Annotated in this window: 13 protein-coding genes and 1 tRNA gene; 5 read left to right on the forward strand and 9 right to left on the reverse strand. The window is 68.2% G+C overall.

The window, feature by feature from the left end:
• Positions 1 to 2: 2 nt before the first annotated feature.
• Positions 3 to 881, forward strand: a complete 879-nt coding sequence (locus RU09_RS15205) for an aminoglycoside phosphotransferase family protein (RefSeq protein ID WP_042541723.1) — start codon at positions 3 to 5, stop codon at positions 879 to 881.
• Here RU09_RS15205 and pepN read toward each other — a convergent pair.
• Positions 878 to 3,361, reverse strand: a complete 2,484-nt coding sequence (gene pepN, locus RU09_RS15210; RefSeq protein WP_042541724.1) for an aminopeptidase N — start codon at positions 3,359 to 3,361, stop codon at positions 878 to 880. The two genes, RU09_RS15205 and pepN, sit on opposite strands and share 4 nt — an antisense overlap.
• Before the next feature lie 80 nt (positions 3,362 to 3,441).
• On the opposite strand from pepN, the gene RU09_RS18125 reads away from it, so the two are divergent.
• A complete protein-coding gene (locus tag RU09_RS18125) occupies positions 3,442 to 3,888 on the forward strand; it encodes a MarR family winged helix-turn-helix transcriptional regulator (protein ID WP_082041159.1) in 447 nt (148 codons plus the stop codon).
• Between the two features lie 36 nt (positions 3,889 to 3,924).
• Positions 3,925 to 4,782 (forward strand): 3-hydroxyacyl-CoA dehydrogenase, encoded by an 858-nt coding sequence (locus RU09_RS15220; RefSeq protein ID WP_042541725.1) that lies wholly within the window; start codon positions 3,925 to 3,927, stop codon positions 4,780 to 4,782.
• 6 nt (positions 4,783 to 4,788) lie between these two features.
• Here RU09_RS15220 and RU09_RS15225 read toward each other — a convergent pair whose 3' ends face one another.
• Complete coding sequence (locus RU09_RS15225) at positions 4,789 to 5,748, reverse strand: DNA topoisomerase IB (RefSeq protein ID WP_042541726.1); 960 nt, start codon at positions 5,746 to 5,748, stop codon at positions 4,789 to 4,791.
• 210 nt (positions 5,749 to 5,958) lie between these two features.
• Here RU09_RS15225 and RU09_RS18130 point away from each other — a divergent pair, with 210 nt between their 5' ends.
• Complete coding sequence (locus RU09_RS18130) at positions 5,959 to 6,858, forward strand: hypothetical protein (RefSeq protein WP_052493001.1); 900 nt, start codon at positions 5,959 to 5,961, stop codon at positions 6,856 to 6,858.
• A 53-nt stretch (positions 6,859 to 6,911) separates the two neighbouring features.
• Here the strand turns inward: RU09_RS18130 and RU09_RS15235 are convergent.
• Together RU09_RS15235 and gltX are read right to left on the reverse strand one after the other, a co-directional pair.
• Positions 6,912 to 6,983, reverse strand: a tRNA-Gln gene (locus tag RU09_RS15235).
• 169 nt (positions 6,984 to 7,152) lie between these two features.
• On the reverse strand, positions 7,153 to 8,658 hold the full coding sequence (gene gltX / locus RU09_RS15240; RefSeq protein ID WP_042541727.1) for a glutamate--tRNA ligase: 1,506 nt from the start codon (positions 8,656 to 8,658) through the stop codon (positions 7,153 to 7,155).
• A 172-nt stretch (positions 8,659 to 8,830) separates the two neighbouring features.
• Between gltX and RU09_RS15245 the strand changes: the two genes are divergently transcribed.
• Positions 8,831 to 10,075 carry an acyl-CoA dehydrogenase family protein gene (locus RU09_RS15245; RefSeq protein WP_231567623.1) on the forward strand — a complete coding sequence of 415 codons (1,245 nt, stop codon included), beginning with the start codon at positions 8,831 to 8,833 and terminating at the stop codon, positions 10,073 to 10,075.
• Between the two features lie 89 nt (positions 10,076 to 10,164).
• Here RU09_RS15245 and RU09_RS15250 read toward each other — a convergent pair whose 3' ends face one another.
• The 5 genes from RU09_RS15250 to RU09_RS15270 all read right to left on the reverse strand — a co-directional run bounded on the left by RU09_RS15250 (position 10,165) and on the right by RU09_RS15270 (position 15,246).
• Positions 10,165 to 10,929: a class I SAM-dependent methyltransferase gene (locus RU09_RS15250; protein ID WP_042541728.1), complete on the reverse strand. Its 765-nt coding sequence runs from the start codon at positions 10,927 to 10,929 to the stop codon at positions 10,165 to 10,167.
• On the reverse strand, positions 10,926 to 12,185 hold the full coding sequence (locus tag RU09_RS15255) for an MFS transporter (protein WP_042541729.1): 1,260 nt from the start codon (positions 12,183 to 12,185) through the stop codon (positions 10,926 to 10,928). Before RU09_RS15255 ends, RU09_RS15250 begins: the two co-directional genes overlap by 4 nt.
• On the reverse strand, positions 12,182 to 12,958 hold the full coding sequence (locus RU09_RS15260; RefSeq protein ID WP_042541730.1) for a fumarylacetoacetate hydrolase family protein: 777 nt from the start codon (positions 12,956 to 12,958) through the stop codon (positions 12,182 to 12,184). The genes RU09_RS15255 and RU09_RS15260 overlap by 4 nt, the downstream gene beginning before the upstream one ends.
• Before the next feature lie 83 nt (positions 12,959 to 13,041).
• A complete protein-coding gene (locus RU09_RS15265) occupies positions 13,042 to 14,142 on the reverse strand; it encodes a branched-chain amino acid aminotransferase (RefSeq protein ID WP_042542135.1) in 1,101 nt (366 codons plus the stop codon).
• A gap of 60 nt (positions 14,143 to 14,202) precedes the next feature.
• Entirely contained in the window at positions 14,203 to 15,246 is a 1,044-nt protein-coding gene (locus RU09_RS15270) for a 3-isopropylmalate dehydrogenase (protein ID WP_042541731.1), read from the reverse strand.
• Between the last annotated feature and the right edge of the window lie 31 nt (positions 15,247 to 15,277).

The following is a 15,277-nucleotide window of genomic DNA, read 5'->3' on the forward strand; positions in this document are numbered from 1 at the left end:
CCGTGGCGGACTCCCCCTCCGCCGAATACTCGCTCGATGAGAGCGGCGTACGAGACCTTCTCCGGCGGACGAGCCCTGATCTCGCCGGTCTGCCGCTGAGGCTGTTCGCCGACGGCTGGGACAACTCGATGTGGAGGCTCGGGTCGGAGCTCCTCGTGCGACTGCCTCGTCGCGACCTCGCCGTGCCGCTCATCGCGAACGAGCAGCGTGCGCTCCCCGCGATCGGACCGGCGCTGGCGGCCATCGGCATCCGCACCCCGGTGCCGCTGATCTCCGGCGAACCGAGCGAGCTGTTTCCGCGGCCCTGGTCGGTCGTCCCCTGGATCTCCGGAACGACGGCGCTCGCCTCCTCCCGATCGGACAACGCGGCGTGGGCACCACGACTCGCCGATGCCCTGAGGGCGCTGCACGCCCCCGGCCCCGCGGATGCTCCGCGCAACCCGGTGCGCGGACGCGCCCTGGCCACTCGAGACGACGCGATGCGACCGCGGCTCGACGCGTTCAGGCACCGCACGGCGCTGCGTGACGCCTGGGTCGCAGGTCTCGCCGCACCGGTCGGCGCGGAGCAGGTCTGGATCCACGGCGATCTCCACCCGGGCAACATGCTGGTGGAGGATGGCACGCTCGCTGCGCTCATCGACTTCGGCGACGTCACGGTCGGTGACCCCGCCTACGATCTCGCCTCGTCGTGGATGCTCTTCGACGCCTCAGGTCGCGAGGCGTTCCGCAGAGCGACCGGATCTCGGTATGACGATGCCACCTGGGTCCGCGCGCGAGCGTGGGCGGCGTACATCGCCCTGATTCTCGTGACCCAGAGCGACGACCGACCCGAGTACTTCACCGTGGGGGCGAGCACCGCCGACGAGCTCGACGCCGACTAGCCCTGCGCAGCCCGAACGCGCAGCGCTCGGGCCAGGTGATCACGCTGCTCGATGACGATCCGGCGCAGCGCGGCGGGCGCCGAGCTGTTGCCGGCAAGCCACGCATCCACGAGATCGAGCGTCGGCGAGGCGGGGAACAGCCCCACGACCAGGCGCTGAGCCAGCTCGATGCTCCGCGTGCCCCACGCGTCGCCGATCCTCTCGAAGTACTCGGCATCGAACCCCGCGATGAGATCACGGCGTCCACCTGCGCGGAAGCCCGCGATCTCGGCATCGAGATGGTCGTTGCTCAGCGAGCCGTCGTTCCACGCCGCGTCCCACACTGCAGCCCGCACCGCGGAATCAGGTTGCGACGCGAGTGCCCTGCGAGCGGCCGTCCGACCGCTGCCGGTGTCGTCGGACTCGAGCTGGGCTGCGACGTCATCGGTCCCCGCGTGCCCTGTCGTGACGAGAGCCGTGAGCAGCTGCCACCGCAGATCAGGGTCGATGGTGAGACCCTCCGGGACATCACCGTGCAGGAGGGCGCGGACCTCGGCGGCGTGCACGTCGTCGAACGCCGACGCCGCCGCGAGGGCCCGCGCCCACGAGAGCTGGGCATCGCTTCCGGCATCCGATGCCTGCAGCGCAGCCCACGCGGTCTCCACCCAGGCCCGCTGCTCGCCCTGTCGCTCGCCGTCGCTCGCGTAGTGCCGGATCGCGAAGAGGGCATTCGAGAGAATGCCGACGAGAAGACCGATGTTCGACTCGTGTGGGGCATGTGCGCGCACGATCGAGGTGTATCGCGCCACTGTCAGCTCGCCGTCGCGCGTGGCGTTCCACAGCGACGACCACACGACGGCCCTCGCGAGGGGATCGTCGATGGAGGACAGTGATTCCTGCACCGTCGTCAATGATGCCTCGTCGAGCCGCACCTTGGCGTAGGTGAGGTCGTCGTCGTTGAGAAGCACGAGATCGGCGGAGGGGACCTCGATGGGCGTCCGCTCGTCGTGGATGTCCAGGGCGAGCTGGTCGCGACGCACCACGCGCCCGTCGATGCGGTGATAGAGCCCGACGCGCAGGCGATGCGGCCGAGGATCGCTCTGCACGAGCGTGGCGCTGCCGTCGGCCTCTCGTTCGAGCCGCAGCGTGGACACCCCCGTCGTCTGCAGCCATGCCTGCGACCACTCGGTCATGTCGCGGCCGGAGACCGCGCTCAGCTGCACGAGGAAGTCGTCGAGAGTCGTGTTGCCGAACGCGTTGGCCGCGAAGTATCTGTGGGCACCTTCGAAGAACGCCTCATCGCCGACGAAGGCCACGAGCTGCTTCAGCACCGCGGCGCCCTTGGCATAGGTGATGCCGTCGAAGTTGAGCTTCGCGGCCTCGAGGTCGGTGATGTCGGCGACGATCGGGTGGGTGGTCGGCAGCTGGTCCTGCTGGTACGCCCATGCCTTGCGGTTGGCGGCGAACTTGACCCACGCGTCATGGAAGCGCGTCGCCACCGCTGATGCGTGCGAGCCCATGTAGTCCGCGAAGGACTCCTTGAGCCACAGGTCGTCCCACCACTTCATGGTCACGAGGTCGCCGAACCACATGTGCGCCATCTCGTGCAGAATCGTGTTCGCGCGTGCGGCACGCTGCGCGTCGGTGGCCGCACCCCGCGAGAGATACGACTCGGTGAAAGTCACGAGTCCCGGGTTCTCCATCGCACCGAGGTTGTACTCGGGAACGAAGATCTGGTCGTACTTGCCCCAGGGATAGGGGTAGGCGAAGGCATCCGTGAAGAAGTCCAGACCCTGGCGCGTGATCTCGAGGATCTCCTCGGACTCCAGATACTGCGCGAGCGACTGCCGCGCGAACACACCGAGTGCGACGCGCTGATCATCGCGCGCCCACTCGCCGTCGACACGGGCATACGGCCCGGCCGCGACCGAGGTGATGTAGCTCGAGATCGGGAGCGTCGGGGCGAACTCGACACGCTGCACCCCGACTCCGGCGTCGACCGTCGCCGCGACCTGGTTCGAGAGCACCTCCCAGCCCGCAGGAGCATCGATCACGAAGGTGTACGGCGCCTTGATGTCCGGCTGCTCGAAACACGCCATCACCCGCCGCGAGTCGGCCGGTTCGTATTGCGTGTAGAGGTAGGTGCGATCGTCGACGGGGTCGTGGAACCGGTGCAGCCCCTCGCCGGACCGGCTGTAGCTTCCGACCGCCTCGACACGCACCACGTTCGTGTCGGCGAGGTCGTGCAGCTCGATGCGCGCACCGTCGTAGATCACGTCGCGCTCGACGCCGTTCACGACGACTCGTTCGACGCTCTCCCCGATGAAGTCCAACCAGGTCGAGTGCGCCGTCGTGGTGAACTCCAGCGTGGTGGTCGTGGAGAACCCGCTGCGCGCCCGCTCGGGTGCACCCGTCAGGTCGAGTTCGACGCGGATGCTGCGCACGGAGACGGCGGCGGATCGCGTCGCGGTCTCCTCTCGCGAGAGGTTGGCTGTGTCCATGCCTCCATCCTTCCATCTGGCGTGCTCAGAGGCGGACCCCTTGCGTTGCATCACGCAACAGAACGGCGTAGAGTTGCATTATGCAACAACAGGAGGACTCCGGCGGACGTCGCGGCGACAGCGCCGACGTGCTTCGTTCCCTTGTCGCCATCACGCGTCGAGGTCTCATCGACGCACGCGCGGAAGAACCGAGGCTGTCGATCACCGATCAGTCCATCGTCATGGCGATCGCCGACGAGCCGGGGATCCGTTCGACGGACATCGCACGCATGTTCCGCCTCAACCGATCGACCGTGTCGCGTCAGCTCTCGACGCTCGTCTCTCTCGGCCTCGTGCAGGAGACGCCGTCGGTCTCCGGGCGCGGCCGTCCGCTCGAGCTGACCGCCGAGGGCGAAGAAGCCTTCCGCAACACGCTGCGATCGCTGCAGGGCGTGATCGACGTGCATCTCGCTCAGTGGACGGATGCCGAGGTGCATCGCTTCGCGCACGACCTCCGGCGTTTCGACAGAGGCCACGAACTCGCTTGACCACGGCCCACAAGGCCATCAGAGGAAGAAGAGAAAATGAAGAACATCACTGTTCTCGGCACCGGCGTGCTCGGATCGCAGATCGCGTTCCAGACCGCCTTCCACGGTTTCGACGTCGTCGCCTACGACATCGATCAGCCTGCGCTCGACCGCGCGGCCGAGCGGTTCGAGGGTCTCGCCGCGCGTTACGTCGCCGACGGTGTCGAGAACGCCGCAGACGGCGCCGCCCAGGCGGCGATCGGCCGCATCCGGCTCACGTCCGACCTCGCGGAAGCCGCAGCCTCTGCCGACCTGATCATCGAGGCCGTGCCGGAGAACCTCGAGCTCAAGCAGGGCATCTACCGGACTCTCGCAGACGCCGCGCCGGCGACGACCATCTTCGCGACGAACTCGTCGACTCTGCTCCCCAGTGCGCTCGCGGAGTCGACGGGGCGCCCCGACCGTTTCCTCGCCCTGCACTTCGCGAACGAGATCTGGTCGCACAACACCGCGGAGATCATGGGCACGCCGGCCACCGACCCGGCGGTCTACGACGCCGTGGTGGAATTCGCCACCCGGATCGGCATGGTGCCGATCCAGATCAAGAAGGAGAAGGCCGGATACCTGCTGAACTCGCTGCTCGTGCCCTTCCTCCAGGCCGGAGCCGAGCTGCTGGTCGACGGGATCGCCGAACCCGAGGCGATCGATGCGACATGGCGGATCGGCACGGGCTCCCCGGCCGGCCCGTTCGAGATCTACGACATCGTCGGACTGACCACGGCATACAACATCTCCCGCATGGGAGGCGAGAAGCAGCAGCGCTTCGCCGAGCTGCTCAAAGAGCAGTACATCGACAAGGGCAAGCTGGGCGTGGCGACGAGCGAGGGTTTCTACAGCTACCCGCGAGAGAGCTGAATCCCCTCAGCGCCCGAGGAGCTTGCGGATCGCCGTCTCAGGCGACACCGTGAGATCGAGAGTGCGACCGCGCGCGTAGAGCCGGAACACGCGCGGATCGATGTAGCTACCCCTGGCCACCGCGAGGGTGTTGCCGAGCGCTGACGCCGTCGCCTGCACGGCGAGGCGCTCGGCACGCCGCCGCTCGTTCTTCGTCTCGAGTCGGCCGATCCGCGCGAGGGCGTCAGCCGCGAGGATCGTGCCGTGCAGCGTGCGGAAGTCCTTCGCAGTGAACGATGCCCCGGCCACCTGCCGGAGATAGTCGTTGACCTCGGTCGACGTGAGTCGGACGCGGCGGCGACCCTTGCGGTACGCGAGCAGAGGCGCACGCGGCGAGCCGACGGCGAACTCCGACAGCGCCTCGGCGAGGGCGGCGTCGGAGATCTCGATCGCGGCGAGCTGCTTGCTCTTCGCGGGGAAGCTCAGGGACACGTCGCTGCCGTCGATGCGCACGTCCCGTCGCCGGAGGGTGCTCAGCCCCCGACTGCCGTGCTTCACGAGGTAGCGCTCGGAGCCGATGCGCAGCGCGGCGTCATCGAGGAGCCGGAAGGAGACCGCGAGTGCTCGCTCTCGTGTCAGACCCGGCTCGCCGATGGCGCGCGTGACCTTGGCCCTGGCCGCAGGCAGCGCCGCAGCGAGCTTGAGCGCCCGCGCGAACTTGCGCTGATCCCTCCCCGTGCGCCAGAGCGGGTGGTAGAGGTACTGACGTCGTCCCGCATCGTCGGTGCCGACCGCCTGGATATGAGCGAGCGGATCGGCGGCGATCCACACGTCCTTCCACGCCGGGGGTATCGCGAGGTCGCGGATGCGCTCCCTGTCGGCCTCGACGACGGGGGTGTTGCCCGCGTCGACGTATCGGAACCCTGACCCGGATCGCACACGGCGGATTCCTGGTGTCTCGCCCGGAACGACTCTCGTGAGCGCCATTCTCGTCCTCTCGGTCATGCCTCGTCGGGCATCGGGTGTTTCCCGCTCACGATGGCCGACGAAGAGCGAGGCGTGAAGGGCATGGCGCGACGCACGGGCGACCTGCTAGGCGACGCAGGCTCCTTCAGGCGGTGCAGGGAGGGTGCGGCCGCTGCCCAGGGATCCGATTGTCGGGGCACACCGAGGTCTGCCATCCTCTTGACTATGGCCATGTCTTTCGAGGAATTCCGCACATCCCTGACCAGTGCAGATCTGCGGGCCGGCCTGGGGGTGCAGCTCACCGACCTCGAAGCGCAGCAGGTCGCCGATGATCCGGCCTCCGCTCAGAGCTGGTACGCGTACTGGCTCTCGACCCAGCCGACGTCTCCCCCGCCACCCGCGGGCCCCGCATTCGATGCACCGCCGCCCGCCTACGACGCGCCACCGCCCGCGTTCGGTGCCCCGCCACCCGCCTACGACGCGCCACCGCCCGCGTTCGATACACCGCCACCCGCCTACGACGCGCCACAGCCTGCCTACACCGCGGCTCCCGGCTACCCCTCGCAGGGCGACGTCTCCGTCGGTTCTCCCGCCTATCCGGGATACGCGCCCGTTCCCGACGGCCGACCCGGCAAGAAGAAGAGGGTCGGACTGTGGGTGACTCTGTCGATCCTCGGCGCCCTGCTGGTGATCGCCGCCATCGTCGTGATCTTCGCCTTCGCCACAGCACGCCATTGGACCAAGACCGATGTTCCTGAGCAGCCCGAGACCTTCCACAGCGAGGAGTACGAGACCGGCCGCGTCGACGTCACGATGGACGACGTCAACCCGTGCTCGGTGAACCAGGATTGGACCGACTGCACGAACCTGATGGTCGCGACCTATACGGCCGCCTGCGTCGATGTCGAGCTCACCGAGACCGCGGCCCTTCTGTGCACCGAGTACAGCTCCGCGATAGACGAGATGAAGGCGCAGGACGGCGAGGGCTATTACGTCGCGACGCTCGGCAGCTACGGGAGCCTGCATCAGACGCCTGAGATCGACACCCGCCAGGTCTCGAACGACGACTACGAGCCCGCCGTCACCCACGAGGCGGTGTGCTACCTCGGATTCATCGGAGAGTGCGAGTGAGACACTGGACCGGAAACGACAAAACCCCCGCCTGAGCGGGGGTTTTCGTCTTGCTGGGGTACCTGGACTCGAACCAAGAACAACGGAACCAGAAACCGCCGTGTTGCCAATTACACCATACCCCAAGGGCGAAACCGGAGTCTCGCACCGAGAGTCAAGCTTACCCGAGCCGTGGCCCTAATGCCAAAACGCCTCGGTCCGTCCGGGCGCGTCGCCCGGTGATCGCTGCGGGTGCGTGACCTCGGCAGCGGGCAGGAGCTCATCGAAGCGATGCTCCCCCGCCCGCCTGCCTCGTCAGTTCGCGAGGAACGCCGACAGAGACCGGAGGCGCCGCAGCGACTCGTCCTTGCCCAGGAGCTCCATGGACTCGAACAGCGGCGGCGAGATCCGACGACCGGTGATCGCGACGCGCGGAGGGCCGTAGGCGATGCGGGGCTTGAGCTCGAGCTTCTCCACGAGCGCCTCCGTGAGAGCCTCCTGGATCTTCTCTGGAGTGAACTCGGTCACCGGCTCGAGGGCGACGACGCAGGCGTCGAGGACCTCGGCGGCGTTCGCGGGCAGCCCCTTGAGCGCGTCGGCATCATACGAGACGTCGTCGGTGAACAGGAACCCCACCATGCCGGGCACATCGCCGAGCAACTGCACGCGCTCCTGCACGAGCGGTGCGACGCGGAAGGCGAGCACGAGCTGCTCGTGCGTCGGCTCATCGAAGAGGCCGGCGGCAGCGAGGTAGGGGATCGTCCTCTCGGCGAAGTCCTTCTCGTCGAGCTTGCGGATGTGGTCGCCGTTGATCGACTCGGCCTTCTTCTGGTCGAAGCGTGCCGGGTTCGGATTCACGTCGACGATGTCGAACGCCTCGGTGAACTCCTCGAGCGAGAACACGTCGCGGTCGTGACCGATCGACCAGCCGAGGAGCGCGAGGTAGTTCAGCAGTCCCTCGTGGATGAAGCCGCGATCCCGATGCAGGAACAGATCGGCCTGCGGGTCGCGCTTGGAGAGCTTCTTGTTGCCGGTCTCGCCGAGCACCAGAGGCATGTGGGCGAAGCGGGGCACGAAGGTGGTGACCTCCGCATCGATGAGCGCCGCGTAGAGCGCCAGCTGGCGAGCCGTCGAGGGCATCAGGTCTTCGCCGCGCAGGACGTGCGTGATGCCCATCAGCGCGTCGTCGACCGGGTTCACGAAGGTGTACAGCGGGATGCCGTTCGGACGCACCACCACGAAGTCCGGGAAGGATCCTGCGGGGAATGTCACCTCGCCCCGGATCAGGTCGACGTAGGTGAGGTCCTCGTCCGGCACGCGCAGGCGGAGTGCGGGCTGACGCCCTTCGGCCCGGAAGGCGTCCTTCTGCTCCGCCGTGAGGTCGCGGTCATGGTTGTCGTACCCGAGCTGCTTCGCCCGCCCGGCAGCCTCGTTGCGAGCGTCGATCTCCTCCGCGGTCGAGAAGCTCTCATACAGAGCGCCGGATGCGAGGAGCTGGTCGATCACGCCGCGATAGATGTCGTGGCGCTCGGACTGACGGTAGGGAGCGTGGGGTCCACCGACCTCGACACCCTCATCCCAGTCGATCTTCAGCCAGGTCAGAGCGTCGACCAGCTGCCGGAAGCTCTCCTCGCTGTCTCGGGCGGCGTCGGTGTCCTCGATGCGGAACACCATCTTGCCGCCGTTGTGGCGGGCGTACGCCCAGTTGAAGAGGGCCGTGCGGACCATGCCGACGTGCGGCAGTCCGGTCGGAGAGGGGCAGAAGCGGACGCGGACGTCGGCGCCACTGGCGGTCGTGGTGAGGGGGTGCGGGGTAGCCATATCCCCTCGATTCTAGTTGCCGGGCGGCGTCTCGACCTCCCCGATCCGCCCACGATCGGGGCCGGTGAGAGGGGTCACCGTGGGTAACAGTCACTCACCGTGGGTAACAACCCGCATGCGACCTCGTCGCGCTCCTATCGTTGCCGCATCGACCAATCGGAAGGGTGACGACGTGACAATCACGGATGCAGTGACGACAGGCCTCAGCGATCGCTGGGTGAGCGCACCGCGACCTCAGACCAGCCTCGAATGGATCGAGCGCGCCGAGGAGGTTGCCGACATCCTCGCGGTGGATGCCGTCGAGAGGGACCGCGCGAACGCGACACCTCGGGCAGAGGTGCAGCTGCTCAAGGACTCGGGTCTGGTCACTCTGCTCGGCCCGCGCGCCCATGGCGGCGCGGGCGAGAGCTGGGAGACCGCATACCGGGTGATCAGAGCGGTGGCCCGCGGCGACGGCTCGATCGGGCAGGTCCTCGGCTACCACTACCTCTGGGCATGGGCGGCGCGCCTCGTCGGAACCGACGAGCAGATCGCCGCGATCGAGGAGCTGTACACCGCGAACGACCACGTCTTCGGCGGCGCAGTGAACCCGCGCGACTCCGATCTGGTGATCCGCGAAGACGGCGACGACCTCGTGTTCTCCGGCCGGAAGTCCTTCTCCACCGGTGGTCGGATCTCGGACCTGACGGTCCTCGAAGGCGTACTCGAAGGCACCGAGACGCACATCTTCGCGATCGTGCCCACGGTGCAGGAGGGAATCGTCTTCGGGAACGACTGGGACAACCTGGGCCAGCGGCTCACCGAATCAGGGTCCGTCGAGATCCGCGACGTGCGCGTCCCCTGGGCAGCGGCAGCCGGTTTCGTCGACCGGGTGTTCCAGCCTCTCACCTACAACACGCTGAACGTGCCGACCATCCAGCTCGTGTTCGCGAACTTCTACCTCGGCATCGCACAGGGTGCACTCGAGACGGCATCCGCTTACACCCGATCGACCACTCGACCGTGGCCGTACGGCGGCGACGACAAGCAGCACGCGACGGACGAGTGGTACCTGCTCGAGGGCTACGGCGAACTAGCCTCGAAGCTGTGGGCGGATGAGGCACTGCTGGATGCCGTGGGCTCCGAGATCAGCGCGGTGCTGCATGCTCCCCGAGAAGACCTCACTGCACGCCGACGCGGCGAGATCGCCGTGCGCATCGCAGCGGGGAAGCTGCGCATCGTCGACGACGGCCTGGAGGTCGCCACGAAGATCTACGAGCTCACCGGTGCCAGAGCGTCGGCCAACTCTGTCGGCCTCGACATCTTCTGGCGCAACCTGCGCACGCACAGCCTGCACGACCCGATCGCGTACAAGAAGCGGGAGGTCGGCGACTACGTGCTGCGCAACGAGGTGCCTGAGCCGACCTGGTACACCTGATCGCCGCGATGCAGGTGGTCCTCGGTGCCGCACCGACACGGGCGGTCGCGGCACCGAGCGACCGCGGGGCACTCCGGCCGAGGGCGGCCTCAGCCGCGCGACGCCACGGCAACCGCGGCAGAATGCACCAGCGGCAGGCGGCCGGCGATCGATCGCTCGGCGCACACCGACTCGAAGGCAGCACGGAACGAGCGCCGACCGGTGTCGTCGAGCGCTCGGTAGAACTGGCCCGCTCCCCCGACGCCTCCTTCGGCTGACACCCACAGCGCAGTCGCATCCGCCGACCACGTCCAGGTGATCTCCGACACCCGCGGGCGCATCCAGCCCGCATCGTCGAGCATCCTCGCGAAGCCGTCGACGGTCCGCTCGAAGTCCTTCTCCGGCGGAAGCCGCTCGCCCTCGGTCGGGACGAGCGCCGCGCGCTGGCACACCTCTCGCCAGAGCCAGGTCGGCGATTTCGTCCAGATCGTGGCCGCCACGCGGCCGGCAGAGACGCGGAGAAGCTCTCCGGCCGATGCGCGGGGGTCCGCGACGTGGTTCAACACGAAGTTCGCCACGACCGCATCGAACTCCGCGTCCTCGAACGGCAGCGACGGCAGCGCTCCGTCGCGCACCCGCATCGCCGGGTGCTGCCGCAGCGCGACCTCCCGCATCGTCGGCTCGGGCTCGCACCCTGTCGTATCCCATCCGGCATCCGTGAATGCGGCCGTGAGGAGACCGGTTCCGGAACCGACATCGAGCAGCGAGCGACCCGCAGGGTCTCCGAGCCGCCCGAGCAGAGTCCCCGCCGTGCCGACGCACAGCGAGGCATAGGAATCGGCGTATGCCCGCCCCGTGCCCGCCCAGTCCTTCATCGCCTCGGACGCCCGAGAGGAGAGAGCGCGACGATGGCGACGACGATGACAGACGCGGCGATGCCCAGTCCGGCATAGTCGAAGTTCGAGAGCACCACGCCCGCGAGCACCGCGCCGGCAGCTGCCGAGAGGCTCATGAGCGAATCGCTGCGACCCTGCCTGCGTGTGCGGATCTCGGGGGCGCTCGACTCGGTCAGCAGCGCGGCCCCCGCGACGGTCGCCGCGCTCCATCCGAGCCCCAACAGGATCAGAGCCACGATCACGCCCCACTCCCGATCATTCGCGAACACGGCGAACGCCAGGGCTGCCCCGAGGAGCACCTGCCCCAGCAGGACCACACGCAGCCGCCCCCACCGGTCGGCGAGGATGCCGAAGAGCGGCGACAGCGCATACATGCCGCCGACGTGCAGGGCGATCGTGATGCCGACGAGAGCCGAGACATCGGCCGGTGTGGGCGCCATTCCGTGCGCGCCGTGCGCCATGTGCGCGAGATGCACAGGAGTCATCGCCATGACGGACGCCATCACGACGTGCGAACCGGCGACTGCGAACATCGCGTAGCGAGCCACCACCGGCCTGTCTGCGAACGCCTTGCCTGTAGCCCCCGCAGCAGCGGCTGACGCGAGCCTCTGCGCGGCCAGAAGAGGATCTGGCCGCAGCGCCACGAGATACAGGATGAGAGCCGCGCATTGAGCGACGAACGAGAAGACGTAGGAACCGGTCTGAGGCGGCATGCCGATCGCGGCGCCCACGACCTCACCCGGTCCGAGCAGCAGGGGGCCCGCGACCCCGCCGATGGTGGTCGCCCACACGACGATCGAGAGGTCCCGCCCTCGGTGCTGCGGCGCGGCGAGGTCGGTGGCGGCGAATCGCGACTGCAGATTGCCCGCGTTCCCGGCGCCGATCATGAGGATGCCGACCAGCAGCAGCGGGAACACCCGCAGCGACGCCGCGAGGATCACGACGGCGATCCCCACGAGCGCGAACAGATTGCCGAGCGTCAGTGCACGGCGACGCCCCACCCTGGCGGCGAGGCGAGCGAGAGGGATCGCGCACACTGCGGCGCCCAGCGTGACCGATGCGGTCGCGAGTCCCGATAAGGCGTCGCTGCCGGAGATGTCGGCGGCGAGCAGCGCGCCGAGCGACACGGTCGCCCCGAACGCGATGCCGCCGAGCACCTGGCCAGACGAGAGAACCAGCACGGTTCTCCGCTGGACCGCTGCCTGCTGAGCCGCCGTCAGGGCGACCACGGTCATGATGGGCGCACGGCGTCGCGCACGGTGTTGCGCAGAATACCCAGACCGGTGATCTCGACCTCGACGGTGTCGCCGGCGACGAACTCCCCCACACCAGCCGGCGTGCCGGTCAGGATGACGTCACCCGGCAGCAGGGTGAAGGCCTCGGATGCATGCTCGATGATCGCCTCGACGGAGTGGATCATGTCGGTCAGGGGTGCCTTCTGACGGACCTCGCCGTTGACCCGGGTCTCGATCGTCGCCGCCGACGGATCGAACTCCGTGCTGATGGTCGGACCGAGAGGGCAGAACGTGTCGAAGCCCTTGGCCCGAGCCCACTGGCCGTCCTTGCGCTGGAGGTCGCGCGCCGTGACATCGTTGGCGATCGTGTAGCCGAGCACGTGGTCGAGGGCATCCGCCGCCTTCACGTTCTTCGCGACCCGTCCGATCACGACGGCCAGCTCGCCCTCGTATTCGGTCTGCTCTGAGATCGACGGGCGCACGATCGCGTCGCCCGGGCCGATGACGGCGGTGTTGGGCTTGAGGAACAGCAGCGGCTCCTCGGGGGCGACTCCCCCCATCTCAGCGGCGTGGTCGTGGTAGTTCTTGCCGACGCACACGATCTTGGATCGAGGGATGACCGGCGCCAGGATCACCGCGTCCGCGATCGGGACTCGGTCTCCGGTGGGTTCGTACCCGGCGAAGAGCGGATCGCCCGCGAGGACGACCAGGTCGGTGTCGTCGACGATCCCGAAGAGGATGGCGTCGTCATGGCTGAATCGGGCGATCTTCATGCCACCAGCCTATCCAGAGCGCCGGACGACGAGACCCCGCTGCGCAGGTCGCGCAGCGGGGTCTCGGGGAGTTCCTGCGAAGATCAGGCGTCGAGGCGCAGGAGCCAGCCGTGCTTGTCTTCGCGGCGGCCGTACTGGATGTCGGTGAGTTCTTCGCGGAGCGACAGCGCGAGTTCACCGAGCGGCTGCGGCTCATCGAAGCCTTCGCCGACGAGTGCGCCGATCGGCGTCACGACTGCGGCCGTGCCGCAGGCGAACACCTCGACGATGTCGCCGGAAGCCACGCCCTCGCGCCACTCGTCGATCGAGATCGGCCGCTTCTCGACCGTGTAGCCGCGATCCTCGGCGAGCTGGAGCAGCGAGTCGCGCGTGATCCCCTCGAGGATGCTGTCGGACTCGGGCGTGACGACGCGGCCGTCCTTGAACACGAACACGACGTTCATCCCGCCGAGCTCCTCGACGTTGCGCTGCTCATCGAGGAACACGACCTGGTCGCATCCCTTCGACGAGGCCTCGCTCTGTGCGAGCAGGCTCGACGCGTAGTTGCCGCCCGTCTTGGCCTTGCCCGTGCCCCCCTTGCCGGCGCGTGCGTAGTCCTCGGAGAGCCAGATGCGCACGGGCTTCACGCCGCCGCTGAAATATGCGCCGGCCGGGCTTGCGATCACGTAGTAGGCGACCTTCTGCGCGGCTCGGACACCGAGGAACGCCTCTTTGGCGAACATGAACGGGCGCAGGTAGAGGCTCTGGTCGGCGCCGGACGGCACCCACCGCCCGTCGACCGCGATGATCTCGCGAAGCGACTGGATGAAGTACTCGGTGGGCAGCTCCGGCAGCGCGAGGCGACGGGCGCTGGCCTGGAGTCGTGCGGCGTTGCGGTCGGGGCGGAAGGTGTGGATCGACCCGTCTGCGTGACGGTAGGCCTTGATGCCCTCGAAGATCTCCTGCGCATAGTGCAGCACGGAGGCGGCGGGGTCGAGCGGGATCGGTCCGTACGGCTGCACGCGCGGGCGGTGCCATCCGCCCTTCGCCGACCAGCAGATGTCGACCATGTGATCGGTGAAGACCACGCCGAAGCCGGGGTTCTCATGAACCTCGGCGACACGACCGGCCGTCGCGGCGGCCAGGTTCTTGGTCACAGCGAACTCCAGTGGAGCCACGGTGGTCTCGGCATCGATGGTCGTCATCTCGTCATCCATTCCTCGTGTGGCGCGCATCCTCGCGCCGTCTCAGCCTACGCCTGTCGTTCAGAGCAGAGCAGTGATCGCGGAGCCGATCTCCGCCGTGCTGCGCGCCCCCGTGCGGGACGCGATGTCGGACTCCACGGCGGCACTCACGCGAGCGGCCTCCGCGCCGAGCCCGAGGTGGTCGAGCAGCAGCGCCACCGAGAGGATCGCCGCCGTGGGGTCGGCCTTCTGCTGGCCGGCGATGTCGGGGGCGGATCCGTGGACCGGCTCGAACATCGACGGGAACGCGCCATCGGGGTTGATGTTGCCCGAGGCGGCCAGTCCGATGCCTCCGGTGACCGCGCCGGCGAGGTCGGTGAGGATGTCGCCGAACAGGTTGTCGGTGACGATCACGTCGAAGCGCGCGGGGTCGGTCACGAGGAAGATCGTCGCTGCGTCGACGTGCAGGTAGTCGACCGTCACCTGGGGATGCTCCGCAGCGACCTCGTTCACGACACGCTGCCAGATGGCACCGGCGTGCACGAGCACGTTGGTCTTGTGAACGAGTGTGACCTTCTTGCCGCGCCGCTCGGCGAGGTCGAAGGCGTACCTCACGACGCGCTCCACGCCGAACGCCGTGTTCACCGAGGTCTCGTTGGCGACCTCCTGAGGTGTGCCCTTGCGGATCGCGCCCCCGTTGCCGACGTACGGACCCTCGGTGCCCTCACGCACGACGACGAAGTCGATGGCGCCCGGGTTCGCGAGCGGTCCCGGAGCACCCGCGAACAGCTTCGACGGGCGCAGGTTCACGTAGTGGTCGAGCGTGAAACGCAGCTTCAGGAGCAGCCCGCGCTCGATGTTCGCATCCTTGAGCCGGGGGTCGCCCGGCGTGCCGCCGACGGCACCCAGCAGGATCGCGTCGTGAGCCGCGATCGCCTGCAGGTCGTCGTCCGTCAGCGTGTCGCCGGTCTCGAGGAAACGAGCGGCGCCGAGCGAGAAGCGGGTCTTGTCGAACGTCACTCCGCTGGAGGCGGTGACCGCATCGAGGACCTTCTCCGCCTCGGCGACGACCTCTGGGCCGATTCCGTCACCGGGGATGACGGCCAGCTTCACGACACGCGACATGACACTCCTTGCATCGGGATGAACCGGCCAG

The sequence above is a fragment of the Microbacterium sp. MEJ108Y genome, assembly GCF_000834175.1.
Classification (GTDB): Bacteria; Actinomycetota; Actinomycetes; order Actinomycetales; family Microbacteriaceae; genus Microbacterium; species Microbacterium forte.